At 73.9% G+C, this 20,836-nt stretch carries 18 protein-coding genes; 7 read left to right on the plus strand and 11 right to left on the minus strand.

Going from position 1 to position 20,836, the window contains the following annotated elements:
* On the plus strand, positions 1–1,656 hold a 1,656-nt coding region (locus ACPCK6_RS11995), incomplete at its 5' end, for an SCO7613 C-terminal domain-containing membrane protein (protein WP_423481136.1).
* Between the two features lie 59 nt (positions 1,657–1,715).
* Here the strand turns inward: ACPCK6_RS11995 and ACPCK6_RS12000 are convergent.
* On the minus strand, positions 1,716–2,495 hold the full coding sequence (locus ACPCK6_RS12000) for an SDR family NAD(P)-dependent oxidoreductase (RefSeq protein WP_135241857.1): 780 nt from the start codon (positions 2,493–2,495) through the stop codon (positions 1,716–1,718).
* 285 nt (positions 2,496–2,780) lie between these two features.
* Between ACPCK6_RS12000 and ACPCK6_RS12005 the strand changes: the two genes are divergently transcribed.
* Positions 2,781–3,833, plus strand: a complete 1,053-nt coding sequence (locus ACPCK6_RS12005; RefSeq protein WP_423481137.1) for a fatty acid desaturase family protein — start codon at positions 2,781–2,783, stop codon at positions 3,831–3,833.
* Positions 3,834–3,880: 47 nt separating this feature from the next.
* Here the strand turns inward: ACPCK6_RS12005 and ACPCK6_RS12010 are convergent, their stop codons facing one another.
* On the minus strand, positions 3,881–4,645 hold the full coding sequence (locus tag ACPCK6_RS12010) for a hypothetical protein (RefSeq protein ID WP_423481138.1): 765 nt from the start codon (positions 4,643–4,645) through the stop codon (positions 3,881–3,883).
* Between the two features lie 226 nt (positions 4,646–4,871).
* Between ACPCK6_RS12010 and ACPCK6_RS12015 the strand changes: the two genes are divergently transcribed.
* On the plus strand, positions 4,872–6,020 hold the full coding sequence (locus tag ACPCK6_RS12015) for an FHA domain-containing protein (RefSeq protein WP_423481139.1): 1,149 nt from the start codon (positions 4,872–4,874) through the stop codon (positions 6,018–6,020).
* A 79-nt stretch (positions 6,021–6,099) separates the two neighbouring features.
* Here the strand turns inward: ACPCK6_RS12015 and rocD are convergent, their stop codons facing one another.
* From rocD to ACPCK6_RS12040, 5 genes are all read right to left on the minus strand, one after another.
* Positions 6,100–7,314 (minus strand): ornithine--oxo-acid transaminase, encoded by a 1,215-nt coding sequence (rocD, locus tag ACPCK6_RS12020; protein ID WP_396881391.1) that lies wholly within the window; start codon positions 7,312–7,314, stop codon positions 6,100–6,102.
* Complete coding sequence (gene ddaH, locus ACPCK6_RS12025; RefSeq protein WP_030271835.1) at positions 7,314–8,129, minus strand: dimethylargininase; 816 nt, start codon at positions 8,127–8,129, stop codon at positions 7,314–7,316. The genes rocD and ddaH overlap by 1 nt, the downstream gene beginning before the upstream one ends.
* A 286-nt stretch (positions 8,130–8,415) precedes the next feature.
* Entirely contained in the window at positions 8,416–9,294 is an 879-nt protein-coding gene (locus ACPCK6_RS12030; protein WP_423481140.1) for a thrombospondin, read from the minus strand.
* 113 nt (positions 9,295–9,407) lie between these two features.
* A complete protein-coding gene (locus ACPCK6_RS12035; protein WP_423481141.1) occupies positions 9,408–10,826 on the minus strand; it encodes an RICIN domain-containing protein in 1,419 nt (472 codons plus the stop codon).
* A gap of 41 nt (positions 10,827–10,867) precedes the next feature.
* Positions 10,868–11,614, minus strand: coding sequence for a cellulose binding domain-containing protein (locus ACPCK6_RS12040; RefSeq protein ID WP_423481142.1), 747 nt, complete (start codon positions 11,612–11,614; stop codon positions 10,868–10,870).
* A 278-nt stretch (positions 11,615–11,892) separates the two neighbouring features.
* Here ACPCK6_RS12040 and ACPCK6_RS12045 point away from each other — a divergent pair, with 278 nt between their 5' ends.
* Positions 11,893–12,702, plus strand: coding sequence for an Fpg/Nei family DNA glycosylase (locus tag ACPCK6_RS12045; protein ID WP_423481143.1), 810 nt, complete (start codon positions 11,893–11,895; stop codon positions 12,700–12,702).
* 48 nt (positions 12,703–12,750) lie between these two features.
* Here the strand turns inward: ACPCK6_RS12045 and ACPCK6_RS12050 are convergent, their stop codons facing one another.
* From ACPCK6_RS12050 to ACPCK6_RS12065, 4 genes are all read right to left on the minus strand, one after another.
* A complete protein-coding gene (locus tag ACPCK6_RS12050) occupies positions 12,751–13,623 on the minus strand; it encodes an aminoglycoside phosphotransferase family protein (protein WP_423481144.1) in 873 nt (290 codons plus the stop codon).
* A gap of 91 nt (positions 13,624–13,714) precedes the next feature.
* On the minus strand, positions 13,715–15,136 hold the full coding sequence (locus ACPCK6_RS12055; RefSeq protein ID WP_423481145.1) for a WGR domain-containing protein: 1,422 nt from the start codon (positions 15,134–15,136) through the stop codon (positions 13,715–13,717).
* A 131-nt stretch (positions 15,137–15,267) separates the two neighbouring features.
* On the minus strand, positions 15,268–16,644 hold the full coding sequence (locus tag ACPCK6_RS12060; protein WP_423481146.1) for an FAD-dependent oxidoreductase: 1,377 nt from the start codon (positions 16,642–16,644) through the stop codon (positions 15,268–15,270).
* A gap of 41 nt (positions 16,645–16,685) precedes the next feature.
* A complete protein-coding gene (locus ACPCK6_RS12065; RefSeq protein WP_318335523.1) occupies positions 16,686–17,834 on the minus strand; it encodes a carboxylate-amine ligase in 1,149 nt (382 codons plus the stop codon).
* 246 nt (positions 17,835–18,080) lie between these two features.
* On the opposite strand from ACPCK6_RS12065, the gene ACPCK6_RS12070 reads away from it, so the two are divergent.
* The 3 genes from ACPCK6_RS12070 (at position 18,081) to ACPCK6_RS12080 (ending at position 20,732) form a co-directional block, all read left to right on the plus strand.
* Positions 18,081–18,356: a DUF6412 domain-containing protein gene (locus tag ACPCK6_RS12070; protein WP_030503186.1), complete on the plus strand. Its 276-nt coding sequence runs from the start codon at positions 18,081–18,083 to the stop codon at positions 18,354–18,356.
* A 126-nt stretch (positions 18,357–18,482) separates the two neighbouring features.
* The gene (locus ACPCK6_RS12075; protein ID WP_396881193.1) at positions 18,483–19,229 is read left to right on the plus strand and encodes a YidC/Oxa1 family membrane protein insertase; all 747 of its coding nucleotides are present in this window, start codon (positions 18,483–18,485) and stop codon (positions 19,227–19,229) included.
* 78 nt (positions 19,230–19,307) lie between these two features.
* Complete coding sequence (locus ACPCK6_RS12080) at positions 19,308–20,732, plus strand: carbohydrate-binding protein (RefSeq protein WP_423481147.1); 1,425 nt, start codon at positions 19,308–19,310, stop codon at positions 20,730–20,732.
* Positions 20,733–20,836 lie beyond the last annotated feature (104 nt).

Consider the following 20,836-nt stretch of genomic DNA (forward strand, 5'->3'; position numbering starts at 1 on the left):
ACGCTCTTCCGATCTGGCGTCGCGCTGGCGGTGGCGCTGCTCGCCGTACCGGCGGCGGTGGCGGTCGCGCTGCTCGGCCTCGGTGCGCCGCTCTGGTGGCAGCTGCGGGGTGCCCTCGCCGCCGTCGTGGTGCCGGTCGTCGTCGTCCTCGCCGTCCGTCGCCTGTGGACCGACCTGAGCGGGTACGCCTCGACGGGGCTCGCCGTGGCGCTCGCCGGCACCGGCCTCGTGCCGCTCGTCGCGCCGGGCGGGGAACCGGTGGCGCCGTACGCCACGGCGGCGGTGCTGCTGGCGCTCGCCGCCGGGGCCGGCTCCCGGCCGGTGGTCGCGCTGCGCGCGGTCGGCGGCGCGCTGGCCGTCGTGGCGTTGCTGGCGGTGTCCCCGGTGGTGCTGACAGTGCTCGTGGACCTGCCGGTGCAACCCTGGTCCGGGGTGCCCGCCGCCACGGCGGCGTCCGCCGGGACCGCCCGCGCCGGGCTGGTGCTGCTGCTCCTGGGCGCCGCCGCCGGGGCGTACGCCGCGACGGATCGCCGCGTCGCCTGGTGGCTCGCCGCGCTGCCGTTCGGCGCTGTCGCGCTGCCGGTGCTGGCGACGGCGGCCGGTGCTCCGTGGCCGGTGGTGCCGGCGGTGGCGTTCGGGGTCGGGCTGGCCGCGCTGCTGGCCGCCGCGCTCACCGGAGCGCGTCCGGCGGTGCTCGTGCCGCTCGGGGTGGTGCTCGCCGTACCCGGGTTCGGTGGCCTGCTCGCCACCCGCGCGGGGACGCTCGCCGCACTCGGGGCGCTGGTGGTGGCCGGTGCCGTGACCGGGGCGGCCGGGCGGCCGGCGGTGGTCCGGATCGCGGGGTGGCTGGGCGCCGTCACGGCGGCGACCGGGTTCGCGGTCACCGCTCCGCTCGCGGCCGGGCTGCCGCTGCGTACCGCGGCGTTCGCCGCCCTGGCCGTGGCGGCGGTGACGCTGCACGCGGCGCCGCTGCTGCGCGTCGCCCGGCCCGCCGCATCCACGTGGGCGCTGGAGGCGGCGGCGCAGGCGGTGGCGCTGCTCGCGCTGCTGCTCACCGGCGGCTCGCTGCGGTACGCGGCGGCGGTCTGCGTGCTGTGGGGCGTGGCCGTCGCGGTCCGGGTGCCGCGCCGGGGCGAGTCGCCGGCCGGGCGTCGCGTGCTGGCGGCGGTGGCCGCCGGCAGTGAGCTGGTCGGGGCGTGGCTGCTGCTCGCCGCGGGCGGGGTGGTCGTGCTGGAGGCGTACACGCTGCCGGCGGCGGCGCTCGCCCTGGGCGCCGGGCTGCTGGCGCTGCGGCGCCGGCCCGGGCTGACCAGTTGGCTGGCGCTCGGCCCGGGGCTCGGTGCGGCGTTCCTGCCGAGCCTCGTGTCGGTGCTGGTCTCCGCCGAGCCGCAGCCGTGGCGGCGGCTGGCACTCGGCGCGGCGGCACTCGCCGCCGTGCTCGGCGGGGCGACCCGGCGCTGGCAGGCGCCTGTGGTGCTGGGCGCGGCCACGCTGGTGCCGCTGGCGCTGCACGAGCTGGCCCGGGGCTGGGATCTGCTGCCCCGCTGGATCTTCCTGGGAGTGGGTGGGCTGCTGCTGATCGGGCTGGCCGCCACCTACGAGCGGCGCCGGCGCGACCTGGTCCGGCTGCGCGACGCCGTCGCCCGGCTCGGCTGACCGGCGGGGGATGCGGCCCGGGCGGGAGACGATCCCGGCCCGGGCCGATTCCGTTCGCCTCACCTGATCGGCGAGCCGCCGTCGACCGGGATGGTGTGGCCGTGGATGAAGGACGCGTCGTCGCTGGCGAGGAAGCAGACCGCGCGGGCGATCTCGTGCGGCTCGCCGTACCGGCCGGCGGGCGCCTGCATCGTCAGGTCGTAGAACGGGAAGTCGCTGGTGATCTCCGCACCCTCGAAGGCGGCGGTCTTGATCACGCCGGGGCCGATGCCCACCGCGCGGATGCCCTGGTGGCCGTAGTCGTAGGCGATCTGCTTGGTCAGCCCGATGACGCCGTGCTTGGCGGTGGTGTACTCCGCGCCGACCTCGCTGGCGACCACGCCGGACGCTGACGACACGTTGATCACGACACCCTTGCCGCGCTCCAGCATGTGCGGCAGCGTGGCCTTCGTGGCGAGGAAGACGCCCTTCAGGTCGACCTCCATGACGCGGTCCCACTGGCTGTTCTCGATCTCCAGCAGCGGCACGTACGCGCCGAACACCCCGGCGTTGTTCACCAGCACGTCGATGCGCCCGTACGCGTCGAGGGCGGCGCTCACCATGGCGCGTACCGAGTCCTCGTCGGTGACGTCGGCAGCCACCGCCACCGCGTCGCCGCCGGCTTCCCTGACGCGCGTGACTGTCGCCTCGGCGCGTTCCAGGGAGAGGTCGGAGACGACCACCTTCGCGCCCTCGGCGGCCAGCTCGACGCACATGGACATGCCGAGTCCGGAGCCGACCTGGTCCGGGCTGAAGCCGCCGCCCGTCACCAGCACCACCTTGTCCGTCAATCCACGCACCGTGCTGTCTCCCGTCTGTCGATGACCGTGCAGCCTGCACCATGGCCGTTCGGATGAGTGCCTCTCATCTTTATGTACAGATTAGCTGTTCAGAGGGGGTGCGCCCACCGTCGTACGGGCTCGCTGCGGTGTGACGAAGATCGTTTGCGCCGCTCCGGCCCGGAGGGGTAGGGACAGCACCACCTCCGAGCCGGGGGTCTGCGGGATTACCCACGGCGACGGTCATCGCCAGAATCGGTGACGGAGAGTCGCGTACGGAGCGTGGCTCGCGGCATCGGGGGCGACATGACTACTTCCACGTCGACGGAACCCGCGGCACGGCGGGGCAGCGACTACGCGCGGCTGTCCCGACGGATCGCCGAGGCGGGACTGCTCGAGCGGCGGCCCGGCCGGTACGCGCTCCGGATCGCGCTCACGCTCGGCGCGTTCCTGGCCGGCTGGATCGTGGTGGCGCTCGTCGGCGACTCGTGGTGGCAGGTGCCGCTGGCGGTGGTGATGGCGGTGGCGACCACACAGGTGGCGTTCCTCGGCCACGACGCCGGGCACCGGCAGATGTTCCGCCGGCGCGGGCCGAGCGAGGCGGCCGGACTGGTCGCCGGCAACCTCGCGGTCGGGCTCAGCTACGGCTGGTGGGTCGACAAGCACAACCGGCACCACGCCAACCCGAACCACACCGACGAGGATCCGGACGTCGGGGCGGGCGCGCTGGTCTGGACGTACGAGCAGGCGATGGCGACGCGCGGCCTGAGCCGGTGGATGGCCCGCCGCCAGGCGTGGCTGTTCTTCCCGCTGCTGCTGCTGGAAGGGCTGGCGCTGCACGTGGCGAGCGTGCAGGCGCTCATCGGCCGGGAGCCGGACGGGCGGTGGCGGGTGCCGATGCGGCACCGGGCCGTGGAGGCGCTGCTGCTCGCCGCGCACGCCGCCGGCTACCTCGGGCTGCTGTTCGCGGTCATGTCACCGGCCAAGGCGCTGCTGTTCGTCGCCGTGCACCAGGGGCTGTGGGGCCTCTACATGGGCTGCTCGTTCGCCCCGAACCACAAGGGCATGCCGATGCCCACCGCCGACGACGAGCTCGACTACCTGCGCAAGCAGGTGCTGACCTCGCGCAACGTCCGTGGTGGCCGGTTCGTCGACCTGGCGCTCGGCGGGCTCAACTACCAGATCGAGCACCACCTCTTCCCGAACATGCCGCGCGCCAACCTGCGCCGGGCCCGGCCGCTGGTGATGGCGTACTGCGCCGAGCAGGGCGTCCCGTACGCGGAGACCGGGCTGGTCGAGTCGTACCGGCAGGCGCTGGCGCACCTGCACGACGTGGGCCGCCCGCTGCGCGCGGCCTGAACGGGGTGAGCCGGGCGGGGCGAGTGGACGCCCCGCCCGGCGGCGGGTCAGATCGGCGTGCCGGAGAAGGCCGCGGCGATCGCCGCGGGCGCCTCCTCCACCGCGCCGGGCGCGGGCGGGCTCAGCCGCACCGGCGTGCCGAACTCGGAGTAGGTGACGGACATCCGGTCGAGCGACGCGTCGATGGGCGTCATGTCCAGCGTGAAGGTGCGCAGGCGCCCCTGCTCGTCCAGCGTCGCGGTGAACGGCAGCGCCTTCGCCTTGTCGCCCGCCGCCGTGAGCGCCTTCCCGGTGGCGCCGCTGCGCGTGTAGTCGAGCGTCCCGGCGTACGACCGGTCGCCCGAGCTGCGGACGTCGACCACCGCGGCGAGCAGCTTCTTCACCCCGCCCGGGTCGTCCACCGGCATCACGCCGTCGCCGGTGTCCATGCGCAGCCACTTCCGGGAACCGCCGAGCTGCTCGCCCAGCTCGCCGTCGAACTTGACCCAGGTGTCGGCGCCGATGACCAGCATGCGCACCTCACCGAAGGCGGCCATCGTCAGGGTGGTCTGCATGGTGCGGGCCCGCGGATCGGTCACCCCGTGCGCGGTGAGCATGGCCGAGTCCAGCTTGACCCGCAGCGTCTGCTCGTTGAGCTTCTCGATGGCGGCGGTCAGTTCGTCACGCGGCGTCGTCGCCGGGCTCGTGGAGCCCGCGGCGGCAGCCCGTTCGGCCGGCGCGTCCGTGCCGGGCCGGTCGCCGCATCCGGTCAGACCGAGGCCGAGCACCGCCACGAGCGCGACCCCCGTGGTCGCCAGCCGTCGTTTCGTCATCAGTGAGGTTCCTCCGCGAAAAGGGCCCCACCGGGGCCGGACGATCAATGTAGCGGCGGCCGCCCAGTGGCGTGCGCCCCTTTTCCGGCGTGCGCGGCGAAGCCGCCGGCGGGGGTGGCCGGTAGGGTCGTCGCATGGTGGAGGGCGCGTCGCGGTGGTGGCGCGCGGCGCGGCGGGGTGAACGGCCCCGGCCGCGTCACGGGACGACATCGTGCGGAGCTGCGGCATGAGATTCGAGATCAGCAAGGTGCTCGACGCCATCGAGGGTCGGGTCTGCACCGATCCGTCGCTGGCCAGGGCCGTGGTCGACCTGGCCGAGGTGATCCGCTGGCAGAACCTGGACGGCGGCCGACCGGCCAGCCTGCTGCGGCTCGGCATGGTGATCGACGCGCTGTCCCGGCAGATCGGCGAGGACAGCGTCCCGGTCTACGCGATCGTGCACCGGGCGCTGCTGTCCGACGCCGACCTGACGTCCAACGAGCGGATGGTGGTGCGCCGGTGGGCCGACGACGGCCTGGTGGAGGTGCTCGACCAGCCCGGTGACCGGATGCTGGAGGTGGCCGACCTGCTCGGCCTGCCCGTGCTCACCCGGGCGCGGCTCGACGGGCTCGTCGGGCGGTACCCGTGGATCGGGCAGGCGGGCCGCGTGCTCGCCCCGGTGCCCGGCGCCGGCGGCCCGGTCTTCATCGCGCACGTCGGTGGCGGCCAGGACCCGGCCACCGGCAGCCGCTCACCCGCCGGCGTCAAGGTGCTCTCCCGGAAGTGGCGGTGCCCGGAGCCGGGCTGCGCGCTGTTCGGCGGCGGTGGGGGCGGCGGAGCCTTCGCCGACCTGGCCGCCGTGGACCGCGTACCGGCCGAGCAGCCGCCGCCCACGCTGCGGACCGGCGCGCCGACCTGCCCCCGGCACGGCGCGCGGCTCTCCGACGCCGGCCCGCGCCCGCGTACCGCGGTGCTCGCGGCGCGCATCGGCGGCCTGGTCCGCAAGCGGTTCGTGCTCACCGAGACCGAGCCGGTGGCGATCGGCCGGGCGCCGGACGGCCCGGGCGGGGTGACGCTCGGCCAGTGGCTCAACGACGAGGCCCGCCGCTGGATCAGCCGCAGCCACATCCGCCTGGAGCTGCGGGTGGGCGAGGTGGTGGTCACCGACACCAGCACCAACGGCTCCGGCGTACGTCCCGGCGGCTCGATGGCCGAGCACGAGCGGATCGCGCTGCCGCCGCAGCAGTCCCGGGTGCTCGCCGAGGGCGACCTGATCGAGCTGTACCCGGGCGTGCAGGTCGGCCGCGCCGACGACATGACCAGCGACGCGAAGTACGCGCCGAACTCGGTGATGGCCGAGGCGCCGACCATGGCGATGCGGCTGCCGCGTCAGTGACGGGCACATGCGAAGGCGCCGGGACCGTCGCGGTCCCGGCGCCTTCTCGCGTACGGAGTGAGCCTTCTCGCGTACGGCCTCAGCCGGCCAGCACGGCGGCGAGCTGCGCCACCGCGTGGTCGATCTCCTCCTCCGTGATCACCAGCGGCGGGGCGAGCCGGATGGTCGAGCCGTGCGTGTCCTTGGCGAGCACACCCCGCTCCATCAGCCGCTCGCACGCCTGCCGGCCGGTCATCAGCGCCGGGTCGATGTCCAGCCCGGCCCACAGCCCGCGACCGCGTACCGCCACCAGGCCCTTGCCGATCAGGCCGCGCAGGCCGGCGTGCAGCCGCTCACCCAGCTCGGCCGAGCGGCGCTGGAACTCGCCGGTCGCCAGCAGCCGGACCACCTCGGTCGCGACCGCGCAGGCCAGCGGGTTGCCGCCGAACGTCGAGCCGTGCTGGCCCGGCTGGAGAACGCCCAGCACGTCGCGGTTCGCGGCCACCGCCGACACCGGCACGATGCCGCCGCCGAGCGCCTTGCCCAGCAGGTACATGTCCGGCTCGACGCCCTCGTGCTCGCACGCGAACGTCGCGCCGGTACGGCCCAGGCCCGACTGGATCTCGTCGGCGACGAACAGCACGTTGCGCTCGGTGCAGACCCGGCGCACGCCCGGCAGGTAGCCCTCCGGCGGCACCACGACGCCCTGCTCACCCTGGATCGGCTCCAGCAGCACGGCCACCGTGTTCTCGTCGATCGCCGCGGTCAGCGCGTCCAGGTCGCCGTAGGGGACCACAGTGAAACCCGGGGTGTACGGCCCGAAGTCGGCGCGTGCGTCCTCGTCGGTGGAGAAGCTGACGATGGTGGTCGTACGGCCGTGGAAGTTGCCCTCCGCCACCACGATGTTGGCCTGGCCCGGCGTGACGCCCTTGACCTGGTAGCCCCACTTGCGGGCCACCTTGATGCCGGTCTCCACCGCCTCGGCGCCGGTGTTCATCGGCAGCACCAGGTCCTTGCCGCAGAGCGCGGCCAGCTCCCGGCAGAAGTCGGCGAACTGGTCGTGGATGAACGCGCGGCTGGTCAACGTGAGCCGGTCGAGCTGCTTGTGCGCGGCCTCGATCAGCTTCGGGTGCCGGTGGCCGAAGTTCAGCGCCGAGTATCCCGCCAGACAGTCCAGGTAGCGGCGGCCGTCCACGTCGGTCAGCGAGGCGCCCTCGGCCGACGAGATCACCACGGGCAGCGGGTGGTAGTTGTGCGCCGTGTGACGCTCCGCGTCCCGGACCGCGGACGGAGTCCGCAGCATGTCGTCGATGATCACTTGCTCGCCTTTCCCTGACGGAGTCGCAACGTGCAGCACTTCGGTCCGCCGCCGGCCTTGCGCAGCTCGGACAGGTCGATCCCGATGGTCTCGTAGCCCCGGTCGCGCAGCTTCGCGGCCAGGTCGGTGGCCTGCGCGGGCAGCACCACGTGCCGGCCGTCGCTCACCGCGTTCAGGCCCAGCACCTCGGCGTCGGCCATGGTGGCGTGGATCGCGTCCGGGAACAGCCGGCGCAGCACCGCCCGGCTGCCGGGGGAGAACGCCTCCGGCAGGTACGCCACGGTGCGCTCGTCGAGCACTGTCAGCGCGGTGTCCAGGTGGTAGAACCGGGGGTCCACCAGCTGCATGGTGATCACCGGGTAGCCGAAGACCTCCTGGAGCTGCGCGTGCGAGGCGTGCGCGGTGCGGAACCCGGTGCCGGCGAGCAGGTGGTCACCGGCCAGCAGGACGTCGCCCTCGCCCTCGTTGACGTGCTTCGGGTCGTACATCTCGAAGCCGGCGCCCTCGAACCAGGCCCGGTACGCGGGCGCCTCGTCGGCGCGCTGCGGGTCGCGGAACTGCACCGCCATGGCCTTGCCGTCGATCACGGTGCCGCCGTTCGCGGCGAAGACCATGTCCGGCAGGCCGGCGACCGGCTCGATCAGGTCGACCTCGTGGCCCAGGTCCAGGTACGTGCGCCGAAGCTGCTCCCACTGCCGGATCGCCAGGTCGGCGTCGACCGGGGCGGTGGGGTCCATCCACGGGTTGATCGCGTAGTCGACGGCGAAGTACGTCGGCCGGCACATCAGAAAGCGCTGGCGGATGGCGTCCATCGTCATGTCGTGCTCCCAGGGTCGGGCGCGCCCGGCCACCGTCGGCCCACGGGCTGGCGCCGTGGTCCAACGTTATGCGGCCCGGGTAGACGACATCCACCGTGGGAAGTTGCGTCCGGCAGCGGATCGTTGCGTTGAATCGGTCACCGACGAGCGATCGTTGCGCCGACGCCGGACACACTTCGGGGGCGGCGAACCGCCGCCCCCGAAAGAGGTGTTGCCCGGCCGGTGAACCACCGGAACTGATCGGGCTGGCCGGCCCTGCCGGCGATCGGAACAGTGCCCGTCAGAACCAGGCACCAAACTGTGAGTCAAGCCACTCGCGGAAGCGGCCGACCCACTCGCCGTCGGTGGTCGGCCAGTCGAACTGGCCGGTCATCGCCACGATGCCGAGCACCACGGCGGCCAGGCCGACCGCGATGCCGATCAGCGCGTCGGTCTTGCCGGCCACGTGCCGCCGACGGGTGGCGATCAGGCCCAGCACCGCCAGCACGGCGCCGACCGCGCCGACGCCGATGCCGTACCCGGCGAGCGTGCCGGAGAGCACGAACATCGCCCCGACCACCGAGACGATCAGGCCGAGCGTGGCGAGCATGCTGGCCCGGGGACGCTTGGTCGTGTACGGCTCCGGGCGGTCCACCCGGCCGTCGCCGTTCGTGTCCGTACCGTCGGGGCGGCCGTCCCGGTCGAGGTCGGTGCGGTCCGGACGGCCGTCGCGGTCCAGGTCCACGGTGCGCGCGGCGGCGGGCGCCGCGCCGGCGGTCCGCACGTCGGTCACCGGAGCGGTCCGGGTGTCGGCGTCGACCCGGCGGCCGGTGACCGCACGCGCCGCCGCGCCCCGGTCCGCGGCCCGGCGTCGGGCCTCCGCGTCCCGCTCGTCGTCGGCCGCCGCGATCCGGCCGTCGGTGGCCGACGTCGCCGTCCGGCCGTCGGTGGCCGGGGCCGCACCGAGGTCGCGTGCGTCCCGGTCGGTCGCCGCGTCCCGGGCGCGCTCGTCGTCGGTCGCGGTGGCGGCGCTGCGGTACGTGGTCCGCTCCTCGTCGCGGTCGGTGACCACGGGCCGGTCGGCCGGCTGCTCGGCGGTCCGGTCGCGCTCGTCGACCACGCCGTCGCCATTGGTATCGGTACTGGTCGCCGGAGGGTTCCGGCGGGACAGGATCTTCACGATGGCACCTCCTGATCCAGGCGCGGAGGCCGCGCATGACAAGCAGGAAGTACCCAGGCGTGCCGAAATCGACACCCCTGGGTCCGCTCCGCACACTCAGGCGCGCCGCCCGGTCAGGACACCGTGCGTGACCACTGCTGGTTGGTAGCCGCACCGCAGGTGTACTGCTGGACGTCCGCGCCGTCGCCGGTGCCGGCGTTCACCACGTCCAGGCACTTGCCGCTGTGCCGGGCCCGCAGCTGGAACCAGCCGCCGAGCGCGGCCCACTGCCACTGCTGGTTGGCGCCGCTGCCGCAGGTGTACTGGATGATGTTGGCGCCGTCGGCGGTGGACGCGTTCGCGACGTCGAGACACTTGCCGCTCGCCGCGTTGACGAGGCGGAACCAGCCGCCACCGGCGTCCTGGAACTCCCACCTCTGGTTGCCGCCGCCGTTCCAGCCCCACTGCTTGACCTCGGCGTTGTTCGCCGTGGAGCCGTTGATCACGTCGAGCACCCGGCCGCTGTGCCGGGCGGTGACGCGGTGGTACGCGGGCGAGTTGCCGGTGACGGTGCCCGCCGCCGCGTCGATGGTGACTGACGGATACCAGGTCAGGCTCATGCTGGTGGCGGTCGGGAAGGCGATCGGCAGCCACACGTACTGGGAGTCGTTGGCCGGGCCGCCCCAGGCGCCCGCCCAGCGGTCACCCAGATAGAGGTAGCTGGTGCCGGACGTGCCCTGGATCGGCAGCACGAAGGCCGGCTGGGAGTTGAAGGTGGTGCCGTTGCCCACATCGGTCCAGCTGCTCCACGGTCCCGAGATGCTCGGCGCGGTGGCGTACCGGGCCTGGTTCGGGCTCCAGCCCGTCGCCCCGGAGGTCAGCAGGAAGTACGTCGAGCCCCGCTTGAACATCGCCGGCGCCTCGCGGTGCGCGCCGTCCCAGAAGTTGCCCACCAGAGCGGCCACGTTGAGGTAGTCCGAGGTGAGCCGGTAGATGTTCAGGTCGTAGTTGTCGTCGGCCGCCGAGATCATGTACGCGGTGCCGTTGTCGTTGTAGAGCGTGATGTCGCGGGACATGTGCTGCCCGAGCGGCCGGAAGCTGCCGTGGTACGTGTAGTTCCCGTCCACAGTGGCCGAGGAGGCGACGGCGGCCCGCGCCTCGTTGTAGTCGGACCCGTTCTCCTTGTGCATCCACATCACGAACCGGCCGGTACCCGCGTTGTAGACCACCTTCGGCCGCTCGATGTTGGCGACCCGCAGCTCCGCCGCCGACGACTGGGTGAGCACGTGGTTGCGGAACTCCCAGGTGCGCAGGTCCGTGGAGCGGTAGACGGACACCGCCCGGAACGTGTTGTCCGGGTTGCGGTTCTCGCCGAACCAGTAGTAGTAGTCGCCGACCTTGAGCACGCCGCCGCCGTGGGCGTGCACCACGGCACCGCTCGTATCGGTGAACTGGGTGCCGTTCGGGACGGTCACCGGAGCCGCCAGCGCACTCGCCGCCGGTCCCAGCACCGTCGCCGCCAGGGCCACGGCGAGCGCCAGCCCGGCCGCCACGAGCCTGCCACCACCTTGTCGCGTCGTCCGTCCCACGCCGGTCACCGCCCGCAGACCGGCGTGATCGCGGCGGGCGTCGCGCTGCTCGCCACGAGCATGCCGAACGTCGCCGACGCGCCGGGTGCCAGCGTCCCGTTCCAGGAGGCGTTACGGACCGCGGCGTCCTGGCCGGAGCCCTCGGCCACCCCGCCCCAGATCGACTGGATGCGCTCGTCACCGGACCACCGCCACGAGACCAGCCAGCCCGGTACCGGCTCGGTGCCGCCGTTGCGCACCGTCACCGTGGCGACGAAGCCGCCGCCCCACCTGCTGTCGATGGTGGCCGTCGCGGAACAGAGCGACAGCGTCCGCGCCGGCCCGCCGATCACGTACGGATCCCGCACGCCCTTGGTGTCGCCGAACCGGAACCAGTACGCGGTACCAGGGGCCAGGCCGTCGATGGTCACCGTGCCCGACCGTTCCGGCCCGGTGACCGCCTCGGCCACCGGGTCGCGCCACCCGGTGGCGTCCTCGCGGCTGGCGAAGAGGCTGACGACGAGCGGCGGGTCGTAGCCGCAGGGCGGGCTGAGCACCATCCAGTAGGTGATGGTGATGCTGGTCGTGGTGGCCCCGGTCACCTGACCGCTGACCGGCAGCGCCGGCGGGCACGCGAACGTGGGCGTCGAGGCCGGCGTCGCCGCCGTGGCGAGCGTCGTCGTGGTGGCGGGCGACCGGTCGGCGCCGGCCGAGGCGGCCAGGCCGGTGAGGGCGAGGGCGGCGGCCAGTGCCGCGCCGAGCGTACGGAGCATCTGTCTCTCCCGAGCTGGAGGCGCCGGGGGCGGTCGGCGCCGGAGTGGTGGTGGACCGCGGTGTCGCCGGCCGTGCCGGCACGGCGGAGCGCCGGAGACGACTGCCCGGCACCGGGGTGGCGCATCACCCCGCGCTTGTCCCTCCGGCGAGATCGAGCTGCTCGCACTGGCTCCCGAGCGCTGCCGCCGCCAGTCTTTCAGTCGACGAACATCGATTCAATGTCGTCCCAGGACCCGACGTCGCCGGCGGCCCGATCCGCTGGCTACGCTTGGTCGTTGTGCCAGAGGGACACACCATCCACCGCCTCGCCGCCCGGCACGCCGAGCTGTTCGCGGGCGACAAGGTGCACGCCGACAGCCCGCAGGGCCGCTTCGCCGAGGGCGCGGCCCGCCTGAGCGGCACCGTCCTGGACGGCACGGAGGCGTACGGCAAGCACCTGCTGCACCACTACGCGGGCGAGTTGACGCTGCACGTACACCTGGGTCTGTACGGCAAGTTCGCCGACGGGCCGGGGGAGCCGCCGGCCCCGGTCGGGCAGCTGCGGCTGCGCCTGCACAGCGACCGGCACTGGCTGGAGCTGCGCGGCCCGACCGCCTGCGAGCTGCTGACCCCGCCCGAGGTGGCGGCGCTACGCGACCGGCTCGGGCCGGACCCGCTGCGCGCCGACGCCGACCCGGACCGGGCGTACTCGCGGATCCGCCGCAGCCCCACCCCGCTGGCCGCGCTGCTGCTCGACCAGTCGGTGGTGGCCGGCACCGGCCTGATCTTCGTGACCGAGGCGCTGTTCCGGGCCGGGCTGCCGCCGCTGCTGCCCGGCCGGGAGCTGACGCCGGCCGGCTGGGCCGACCTCTGGGCGGATCTAGTGATGCTGATGACCCGCGCGGTCGAGCGGGGCCGGATCGACACGGTGCGCGACGCCGACCTGCCGGAGGTGACCGGCCGTGCGCCGCGCGTCGACAGGCACGGCGGCGAGGTGTACGTCTACCGCCGCCCCGGCGCGCCCTGCCACGTCTGCGGCACCCCGGTCAGCCGGGGCGCGCTCGCCGGGCGCAACCTCTACTGGTGCCCCACCTGCCAGGCGGGCTGACCCCTCGGCGTGCCTGCCGCTGCGCCCGCTCCGGATGCGGCGGCGCTGTCACATCACGTCGAGCAGCCAGCGGGCCGCCTCGACGTTTCCGAGGAAGACCTGGTCGCCGCCGATGCTCCAGGCCACCGTCTGGCCGATCGCCCAGCCGCGTACCCGCTCCCGGTCCAGGCCCAGCTCGGCGCTGAGCCGGTCGAGCCGGTGCCGCAGCGCCGCGGGGGAGTGACCCAGTTCCGCGCCGCGCACGAGCGGCACCAGCGCGAACTCCCGCTCGCCGACAAGCGGCTTCGGGTCGATCACCAGCCACGGTTCGCGCCCGGCGGCCAGGATGTTTCCCGCGTGCAGGTCCTGGTTGACCAGCACCTGCTCACCCTGGCTCGGCGCCAGGTCGGCGAGCAGCCCGAGCGCGGTGTCGAGCAGCCGTCGCTCGTACGGGCGGCCGGCACGTCGCCAGTTGCCCGGCATCCGCTCCGCCCAGCCGGCCGCCTCCTCGGCCAGCGGCGTGAACGGCGCACCGGCCGGCACCGCGAGCTTTGGCAGCAACCCGACCGCGACGTCCAGCGCCGTGTCGGCCGCCAGCGCGTGCAGCGGCGTACCGGGGTCGCACCGCTCGACGAGCAGCGCGCGCCGGTCGGCGTCGTGGGCGAGCAGCCGGATCGCGCCCCGCCCGTTCCAGTGCGCCAGCGCCGTGGCCTCGTGGACGCTGTCGTCGTCCGGGTACTGGAGCTTCAGCACCACCCGGGTTCCGTCCGGAAGCGTCGCGGGCAGCGCCAGCGAGGCGAACGCGTACGCGAACGGCGGGCCGACCGTCAGCTCCCACCGCGCGACGCAGTGGGCCAGCCGGCCGGGCAGCTCCGCGAGCCATGCCCGGCCGGCCTCCGTCCGCTCGACCCAGCGCAGCCCTTCGGGAATGTCGCACCGCATCCGGACATCCTGACCGGTAGGGCGACGATCCGCTGCCCCCGGGCCGGTCTCGCGCTCGCCGGTTGCGGGCCCCGCGCCTCGCCGGTGCGCGTCAGCGCAGCCGGCGGATGTCCCCGTACGCCCGGTAGAAACCGCCGCGGCCGGACTCGCGGACCTCGGTGACCAGGTAGCGCGCGCCCGGCTCGCGGATGCCCTTGGGGAACTGCACCGACCAGTCCCGCCGGTAGCCGTCGGCGAGGACGTGCACCCGCAGCCGGCCGCCCTGCTCGACGCACTGCACCAGCACGCCGTCCCGGTCGTCGGTGGTCACCTCGACCGAGGTCCAGGCGGCCGTCTCGGGCATCCGGGCCGGCGCCTTGACGTCGACCACGTCGGGCACGCTGCCCGCCTCGGCCGCCCGGATCGCCGCCTCGCTCGCGTCGATGCAGGCCAGGTAGCCGCTCGTGGTGACCACGTAGAGCCGGTTGTCGTGGTACTGCATCGAGTACGCCGAGCCGCAGCCGGTGCCGAGCTTCCACAGCCGGTTGCCGGCCTGGTCGAAGCAGTAGATCGAGGAGGCGCTGTCGCCGGCGAACACGTACCGGCCGCCCTCGGCGGTGGCGCAGGAGAAGACCGCCGAGTCGCAGCGGTAGACCTGCTCGGCCAGGCCGTCCTTGCGCAGGCGCACCACCTCGCGGGTGCCCGTGCCGGCGAACACGGCGTCCCGCTCCTGCCAGCCGAACAGGACCGCGCCGGTGCCGGTGTGCCACAGCTCGCGCCCGGTACGCCAGTCGTAGCCGGTGACCCCCTGCGAGTGGCCGTGGTAGAGCGCGTCGGCGTCGCAGCGCACCATCCACGCCGACCGGCCCCGCCCCGGCCGGCGCCAGAGGAACTCGTCCTCGTGGTCGATCGCCGAGATGCCGCCGTCGCGATCGGACACGCCCAGCACACCGTCGTGGATGTCCAGCCAGTAGATGTCGATCTCGGGCGCGATCGCGTACGCCGCGCGGGGCACCTTGCCGGACAGGTCGTAGACGTTGCCGTCGTCGCAGCCGGCGTAGACCCAGGCGTCATCGGCGACGATGCACTTCACCCCGTCGGGGAGCCGGACCTGGTTGACCAGCCGGGCGTCGTGGTCGAGCGTGGTGATCACGCCGTGCTCGTTGCCGACCATGCAGTGCCTGTCGTCGACGAAGATGCCGAAGGCGGGCGCGCCCGAGGCGTACCGCCACAGGACCGGGGCGGTGCGGGCGGTCGAGCGGGTGCTGACGATCTGCCGGCGCGACACCGTGCGCTTCTGGCGTACGCCCGGCACCGCCGGGGCGTACCCCTTGCGGACCTTCTCGCCGATCTTCTTCGCGGCGGCGGCGCGGGCGCGGGCGTTGTCCGGGAAGGTGCTGGTCTTCACCTGGCCCTGGTCGCCGATCCGTCCGTAGCGCACGGTCATCGCGGTGTCGTCGACCACCACCTCGTAGAACTTGTGCGCTCCACCATCCACTTCGGACAGTTCGAGGTAGGTCGTCTCCTGGGACATGGGGGTTTACCTCCGAGGGGAAGTGCCGGACCGGCAACGCGCACACGCTAACCCCCGCCACCGACAAACCCGGGTGCCGGTGTTAAGAAGGGGCCCTTCCTCTACCGGAGGCGTTAATAGGGGGCCCTTCCCTACACGGCGGCGAGGGCGTCGACGGCCTTGCGGGCGGCGATCAGCACCGGGTCCCACACCGGGGCGTACGGCGGCGCGTACCCCAGGTCGAGCGCCGTCATCTCGTCCACCGTCATGCCGTTCCACAATGCCACCGCGAGCGCGTCGATCCGCTTGGCCGCCTCGGACCAGCCGACGATCTGCGCCCCGAGCAACCGCCCGCTGGGCCGCTCGGCGATCAGCTTGACCGTCATCGGCCGCGCGCCCGGGTAGTAGCCGGCCCGGTTCGTCGACTGGGCCAGCACCGTCACGAACTCGAAGCCGGCGTCCCGCGCGTCCCGCTCGCGCAGCCCGGTGCGGCCGACCTCCAGCTCGCACACCTTGGTGACGGCGGTGCCGATGACCCCGGGGAAGGTGCCGTACCCGCCGCCGATGTTGATGCCCGCGACCCGGCCCTGCTTGTTGGCGTGCGTGCCGAGCGGGATGTGCACCGGCATGCCGCTGACCCGGTGCAGCGACTCCACGCAGTCGCCGGCCGCCCAGACACCGGGTACGCCGGGTACCCGCATCCGGCGGTCGGTCCGTACCGCGCCGGAGGGACCGATCGGCAGGCCGGCCGCCTCGGCGAGCGCGGTGTTGGGGCGTACGCCGAGACCCAGCACCACGACGTCGGCCGGGATCGGCCCCTCGTCGGTGACCACTGCGGAGATCCGGCCGTCCCGCTCCTGGAGACCGGTGACCGTGAGGCCGGTGCGGACGCCGATGCCGGTGCCGCGCATCGCGTCGGCCACCAGCTCGCCCATGTCCGGGTCCACAGTCGACATCGGCTGGTCGGCCTGCTCCACGAGCTGGACGGAGAGCCCGCGCTGCACGAGCGCCTCGGCCATCTCGACGCCGACGTAACCGCCGCCGACGACGACCGCGCGCCGGGGCCGGGGCTCGCGTTCGAGCCAGTCGATGAGCGCCGCGCCGTCGTCCAGCGTCTGCACGCCGAACACGCCCGACACGTCGTCGCGTGCCCAGTCCGGCTGCACCGGGGACGCGCCGGTGGCGTACACCAGGGTGTCGAAACCGGCGCGGACCTCGCCACCGCCGTCGAGATCCCGCGCGAGGACCTCGCGGCGGTCCAGGTCGATGGCGGTGACCTCGTGCCGGGTACGGACCTCGATGCCGAAGTCGTCGCGGAAGGTCTGCGGGTCACGGGAGATCAGTTCGTCCCGCTCCTCCACGAGGCCGCTCACCCAGTAGGGGATGCCGCAGGCCGAGTAGGAGGTGAAGTGCCCCCGCTCGAACGCGACGATCTCCAGGTCGGAGCGGTCGCGTCGGCGGCGCCGCGCCTGCGACGCCGCCGACATGCCGGCGGCGTCGCCACCGATGACGATCATGCGCTCGGCCACGTCGCCCATCCTGTCACGCCGGGCCGCGGCCGCACGGCCGCTCAGCCACGGGTCTGCCGTGCCACGTCCGCGACCACGTCGACGAGCCGTCCGGTACGCGCGAACACCGCCCGCTGCCGCGCCGCGCCGCTGCCGTGCCGCCGCAGCCCGCCCAGCAGGTCGGTCACCCGGTCCAGGTCGCCGTGCCGTTCCAGTTCCGGGCGCAGCCGGTCGACGAGCCGGTCCAGCAGCTCCCAGGCCGGGCGCAGCTCACCGTCGGTGAGGTCGACGCCCTCGCCCTCCAGCCCGTCGTGGGCGGCCCGCCAGTGCGCCGCCACCAGCAGGTGGTGGTCGGTGTTGACGGCCGGACGGCCGGCGGCGATGTCGGTGAGCGCTGTCGCGACGAGCGCGCGGACCAGCGCCGCCACCAGCACCGCGTCGTCCACCGACGGGCAGACGTCGCCGATGCGGATCTCCACCGTGGGGTACTTGGCGGACAGCCGGGCGTACCAGTAGAGCATTCCCTCGTCCAGCATCACGCCGCTGGCGATGAGCTGCCGGATCAGCCGCTCGTAGTGCTCGTGCGACTCCAGGAACGGGGTGGGCGCGACCGACGGCCAGCGTTCCCACTCCACCGAGCGCCAGCTCGCGTACCCGGTGTCCTCACCCCGGGAGAACGGGGAGTTGGCGGTGACCGCGTGCAGGATCGGCAGCCACGGCCGGACGTGGTTGAGCACCTTGACGCCGGTATCCGGGTCGGGGATGCCGACGTGCACGTGCATGCCGTTGTTGCCGGGGCCGGGCACCAGCAGCCGGAACCGTTCGATCATCCGGTCGAAGCGCGGCTTGTCCACCACCGGCGGCACCGGCCCGTCGACCGGCCCGGTGCCGATCGCGAGCAGCCGTACGCCGGCCCGCTCGGCCGCGTCTGCCAGTTCGGCGCGCAGCATCGACAGCGAGTGCCGGATCGAGGACAGGTCCAGCCCGGGCGGGCTGCCGATCTCGATCTGGCTGGTCTGGAACTCGCGTTCCACCTGACCGCGCAGCTCGGCCGGCACCTGCTCCATGACCAGGTCGACGGCGGGTACGGCGGTCCCGGTGTGCGGGTCGGCGAGCAGGAACTCCTCCTCGACGCCGACTGTCAGCAGGTCGGTCCCGCCCGGTGCGGCGCTCCGCTCCCGCTCCGCCACTGAGCCACTCATCGTCACCACCGTCTCCTCCGGACCGCTCGCGGCACCGTGCCGCGTGGTCGAGGATCTGTTACCCACCGTGTCCGTTTCGGAAAACGCGCCGGGCGGCGTGTCGGCGCGATTCGCCCGTTCGGGTCGTCCGGACCACCGGATTGCCGCGCGCTCGCCGCGTGCCGGACGGCCGCAGGCCCGCCGCGCGCAGGACCGGCGCGGGCGCGTGGGGCCCTCGGGCGTGACAGGGCGGGCTAGGGTGGCCGTGTGGCGGGGATGCTGGCGGTGCTGACGGGAGCGTGGGCGTACGCCCTCGCTCTGTTCGCCGACCGCCCGGCCGGGCTGCTCGCCGGTGCGGCGGTCGTCGCCGCGCTGCTGCTCGCCACCCTGCTCGCGCTGCGGGTCCGCGCGCTGCCCACGCCGCCCGGCACCCGGTTCGCGGCCGCGCTGCGTGCCCGCGCCCGCCGTCGCGGGGTGCCCCGGCAGGTCGATCCGGACGCCCCGGGCCGTCCGCGGCCCCGCGCACCCGGTCTGCGCCCCTCGGCCGCGTAGCCACCTCCCGGCCCGCGTCGGCGGGCCTCTCTCCCCGGCTTTCGCGGCCGATTCCGTCGTCATCCGTCCCGCCGTGCGGCACGTCGCCGCCCGGGACACCCGGAATCGCCATCGAGGGGTCCACCCATGCTCGCCTTCGCACCGTTGCACTCCGCGGTCTCGGCCGCGGCCACCGTCGTCACCTGGCTCGCCGACGTGCTCGCCCCGCTTTCCGGCGGCGCCGCCACTGCGGCTGCCATCGTCCTGTTCACAGTCGCCGTCCGGCTGCTGATCTCGCCGCTCACGGTGGCCCAGGTCCGCGGGGAGCGGCGCCGCACCGCGCTCGCCCCCGAGGTACGGGAACTCCAGCGCCGGTACGCCGACGATCCGGCCCGCCTCCAGAGCGAGTTGTTCGCGCTCTACCGCAACGCCGGTGCCAGCCCGGTGGCGGGCTGCCTGCCGGCGCTGTTGCAGGCACCGTTCTTCCTGGTCATGTACCGCCTGTTCGCCACCGGTGACGGCGCGCCGGAGCTGCTGGGGGAGCGGCTCGCCGGCGTACCGCTGGGGTGGCACCTCGGCGACGGCCTGGCCGGCCCGGTGCCACTGGTGTTCGGCGTGCTGCTGGCGGCGCTGCTCGCCCTGGCCTGGTGGTCGTCGCGGCGGATGCGCCGGGCGGCGGCCGCCACCGGCACCGTGGCCGGGGCGCCGACCGAGGGTCCGGGCGCGGCCGTGCTCGGGCGGGTGCTGCCGCTGCTGCCGTACGGCACGGTGCTGGTGGCGCTCGTGGTGCCGCTCGCGGCGGTGCTGTATCTGGTCACCACCACGGCGTGGACGGCGCTGGAGCAGGTGGTGCTGCGCCGGCCGCAGCCGGCGGAGGCCATCGACAAGCGTTGACAAGTGCGGGGGCGGGCGCGTAGAAATCGCTCTCAGAGAGCGCTCTCCCGGACCCGTCCCCGCAGAGAGGCACCCCGAATGAATCCGATCCCGGCGGCTCCGGCCGCCTCCGCCACCGTGCCCCGATCACGCCGCCGGCTCGCCCTGGCCGCCGGCGTCCTCGCGCTCACCACAGCGCTCGCGGGCGTCTCGATGACCGCCCAGGCCGCCGTGCCCCCGACGCCGTCCGGGTGGAACCTGGTGTGGAGCGACGACTTCACCGGGTCCGCCGGCACGCTGCCCTCGTCCGCCAACTGGATCATCGACACCGGCACCGGCTATCCGGGCGGCCCGGCCAACTGGGGCACCGGCGAGATCCAGACCTACACCTCCAGCACCGCCAACCTGGCCCACGACGGCTCGGGCAACCTGCGCATCACGCCGCTGCGGGACTCCGCCGGTCGCTGGACCTCGGCCCGGATCGAGACGGTACGGGCGAACTTCAAGCCGCCGTCGGGCGGCGTGCTGGCCCTGGAGGGCCGGATCCAGATGCCGAACGTGACCGGGGCGGCGGCGTCCGGGTACTGGCCGGCGTTCTGGGCGCTCGGCTCGCCGTACCGGGGCAACTACCAGAACTGGCCGGGCATCGGCGAGTTCGACGTGATGGAGAACGTCAACGGGATCAACTCGGTCTGGGGCGTCCTGCACTGCGGCGTCGCGCCGGGCGGCCCGTGCGGGGAGTTCAACGGCATCGGCGCGTCCCGGGCCTGCCCGGGCAGCACCTGCCAGTCGGCGTTCCACACCTACCGGTTCGAGTGGGACGCCTCGGCCAGCCCGCAGCAACTGCGCTGGTACGTCGACGGTCAACTCTTCCACACCGTCGGGCAGAACCAGATCGGTGAGCCGTACTGGAGTCAGATGACGAACCACGCCGGCTATTTCCTGCTGCTCAACGTGGCGATGGGCGGCGGCTTCCCGGACGGCGTGGCCGGGTCGGCGACGCCGACCGCGGCGACCGTGCCCGGCCGGTCGATGCTCGTCGACTACGTGGCCGTCTACACCCGCGGTGGCGGGAGCAACCCGTCGCCCACGCCGACCACCCCGCCGCCGGGCGGGGTGCGGGACGCGTACGCCACCATCCAGGCCGAGTCGTTCAACGCGCAGAACGGCGTTCAGGTGGAGACGTGTTCCGAGGGCGGCCAGGACATCGGCTGGCTCGCCAACGGCGACTGGGCCCGCTACGACAACGTCGACTTCGGCTCCACGCCGCCGCGCGACTTCGTGGCCCGGGTCGCCTCCGGCGCGGCGTCCGGGGTGAGCGGGCTGGTGGAGGTCCGGGTGGACAGCCCGACCGCGCCGCCGATCGGCAGTTTCGCGGTAGGCAACACCGGCGGCTGGCAGACCTGGCGCTCGGTTCCGGGCAACGTCGGCGCGGTGACCGGGCGGCACACCGTCTACCTGACGTTCAGCAGCGGCCAGCCGTCCGACTTCGTCAACGTCAACTGGTTCACCTTCCGCCGCTGAGGCGTGGCCGGGACGCGACCCGGACCTCGGTCCGGGTCGCGTCGAACCGGTGCTGGACAGAAACGTGAACGCGGCCGAGGGCCTGAAGACCGCGCTGGTCGGTC

The sequence above is a fragment of the Micromonospora sp. AB353 genome, from assembly GCF_049538395.1.
GTDB classification, from domain to species: Bacteria; Actinomycetota; Actinomycetes; order Mycobacteriales; family Micromonosporaceae; genus Micromonospora; species Micromonospora aurantiaca.

Coding starts and splice junctions, on each gene's coding strand:
- ACPCK6_RS12005 (WP_423481137.1), top strand. CDS start 2,781: ATGACTACTTCCACGTCGACGGAACCCGCGGCACGGCGGGGCAGCGAC.
- ACPCK6_RS12010 (WP_423481138.1), bottom strand. CDS start 4,645: ATGACGAAACGACGGCTGGCGACCACGGGGGTCGCGCTCGTGGCGGTG.
- ACPCK6_RS12015 (WP_423481139.1), top strand. CDS start 4,872: ATGAGATTCGAGATCAGCAAGGTGCTCGACGCCATCGAGGGTCGGGTC.
- ddaH (WP_030271835.1), bottom strand. CDS start 8,129: ATGGACGCCATCCGCCAGCGCTTTCTGATGTGCCGGCCGACGTACTTC.
- ACPCK6_RS12040 (WP_423481142.1), bottom strand. CDS start 11,614: ATGCTCCGTACGCTCGGCGCGGCACTGGCCGCCGCCCTCGCCCTCACC.
- ACPCK6_RS12050 (WP_423481144.1), bottom strand. CDS start 13,623: ATGCGGTGCGACATTCCCGAAGGGCTGCGCTGGGTCGAGCGGACGGAG.
- ACPCK6_RS12055 (WP_423481145.1), bottom strand. CDS start 15,136: ATGTCCCAGGAGACGACCTACCTCGAACTGTCCGAAGTGGATGGTGGA.
- ACPCK6_RS12070 (WP_030503186.1), top strand. CDS start 18,081: ATGCTGGCGGTGCTGACGGGAGCGTGGGCGTACGCCCTCGCTCTGTTC.
- ACPCK6_RS12075 (WP_396881193.1), top strand. CDS start 18,483: ATGCTCGCCTTCGCACCGTTGCACTCCGCGGTCTCGGCCGCGGCCACC.
- ACPCK6_RS12080 (WP_423481147.1), top strand. CDS start 19,308: ATGAATCCGATCCCGGCGGCTCCGGCCGCCTCCGCCACCGTGCCCCGA.